General features: G+C 72.8%; 2 protein-coding genes. Both read right to left on the bottom strand.

Going from position 1 to position 1,823, the window contains the following annotated elements; translation table 11 throughout:
* A partial coding sequence (locus L2I40_RS22685; RefSeq protein ID WP_237217618.1) for a S41 family peptidase occupies positions 1-1,289 on the bottom strand: 1,289 nt, incomplete at its 3' end.
* A 135-nt stretch (positions 1,290-1,424) separates the two neighbouring features.
* A partial coding sequence (locus L2I40_RS22680) for a murein hydrolase activator EnvC family protein (protein WP_237217616.1) occupies positions 1,425-1,823 on the bottom strand: 399 nt, incomplete at its 5' end.

Below are 1,823 nucleotides of genomic sequence, written 5' to 3'. Positions count from 1 at the left end.
GTGGTCCTCGGATCTGGCAGCGGCTGCGGCTGCTGCTGCGCGCTGCGGCTCTCGGCGTCGTTGCGCAGCGAGCGGCGCAGGTCCGCCTCGCGGTCGCGCTGCGCCTGCGCGGCGCCGTTCGGATCCGGGCGGGTCGCCAGCACCTCGATGTCGGGGTCGATGCCCGTCGCCTGGATGGAGCGGCCCGACGGCGTGTAGTAGCGCGCGGTGGTCAGGCGGATCGCGCCCTGGCCGGGGATCGGCATCACCGTCTGCACGCTGCCCTTGCCGAAGCTCTTGGTGCCGAGCACCACGGCGCGGCGATGGTCCTGCAGCGCGCCGGCGACGATCTCGCTGGCGCTCGCGGAGCCGCCATTGATCAGCACCACCATCGGCAGGCCCTGCGCGATGTCGCCGGGCCGCGCGTTCCAGCGCTGCGCATCCTCGCTGCGGCGGGCGCGCGTCGAGACGATCTCGCCCTGATCGAGGAAATCGTCGGCGACCTGCACCGCCTGGTCCAGCAGGCCGCCCGGGTTGTTGCGCAGGTCGAGGATCAGGCCGCGCAGGTTGCCGCCGGCCTGCTGGCGCATGGTGTTGACCGCACGGCGCAGCGCGCTCTCGGTCTGCTCGTTGAAGGCCGACAGGCGGACATAGGCGATGTCGTTGCCCTCGAGACGGAAGCGCGCGACCTGCGGGCGGATGACGTCGCGCGTCAGGCTGATCTCGATCGGCGCGCGCTCGCCCTCGCGCCGGATGGTCAGGCGGATCTGCGTGCCGCGCTCGCCGCGCATCTGCTCGACCGCTTCCTGCAGCGTGAGCCCCTGCGTCGAGGTGCCGTTGAGATGCGTGATCACGTCGCCCGGCCGCACGCCGGCGCGGGCCGCCGGCGTCTCGTCGATCGGCGAGATGACCTTGACGTAGCCGTTCTCCTGCGTGACCTCGATCCCGAGGCCGCCGAACTCGCCGCGCGTCTGCACCTGCATGTCGCGGAAGCTGCGCGGGTTCATGTAGGAGCTGTGCGGGTCGAGGCCCTGCAGCATCCCGTTGATCGCGTTCTCGATCACGTCGCGGTCGTTGACCGGCTCGACATACTCGGCGCGGATCCGCTCGAAGACGTCGCCGAACAGGTTGAGCAGGCGATAGGTCTCGGCCCGCCCGCCTTCCTGCGCGAAGGCCTGGAAGGTCGGGATGGCGATGACCGGGCCGACCACCGCGCCGGCCAGGAAGGCGGCGGTGACGGCGCCGACGGTGCGCAGCTTGCGCCTGCCTCCCTGCGGCGGAGCAGCCGTGACGGCGCCGACGCTCGGCATCCTGGCGTTCCGCTGCGATCCGTCCTGCACGCCCATGCGTTCACCCGATCCCTTGGCCGCGACACGGCCGATGCACGCGTCGATCCTGCACGGGCCGTGTAACCCGCGTATGTCTCGGCGCCCTGACGGACACCCTCACCCGCGCGCCGCAAACCACGGGCGCGGGTCCACCGGCTGGCCGCCGCGGCGCAACTCCACATAGAGCGATCCGCCACGCCCGCCAGTCTCGGCCAGAACCCCCACGGGCTCGCCCGCCAGCAGGCGCTGGCCCGCGGCGACGTCGAGCCGGTCGAGACCGGCCAGAACAAAATGGTATCCCCCGCCGCAGTCCACAATCAACAAGAGCCCGTAGGACCGGAACGGCGCCGCAAAGGCCGCCCGCCCGGCGCAGGGCGAAACCACCCGCGCGCCGCCGGCGGCGGCGAAGGTCAGGCCGCGATGCGGGCCGCCAGGCTGGGACTCGCCGAAGGCGGTCACCACGCGCCCGGCCACCGGGAGCGCCCGGCCGCCGGCGACCGGGACCGCAGCCTCCCG

It is taken from the genome of Falsiroseomonas oryziterrae, from assembly GCF_021864505.1.
Classification (GTDB): domain Bacteria; phylum Pseudomonadota; class Alphaproteobacteria; order Acetobacterales; family Acetobacteraceae; genus Falsiroseomonas; species Falsiroseomonas oryziterrae.
This window is presented reverse-complemented; position numbering and strand designations above follow the sequence as displayed.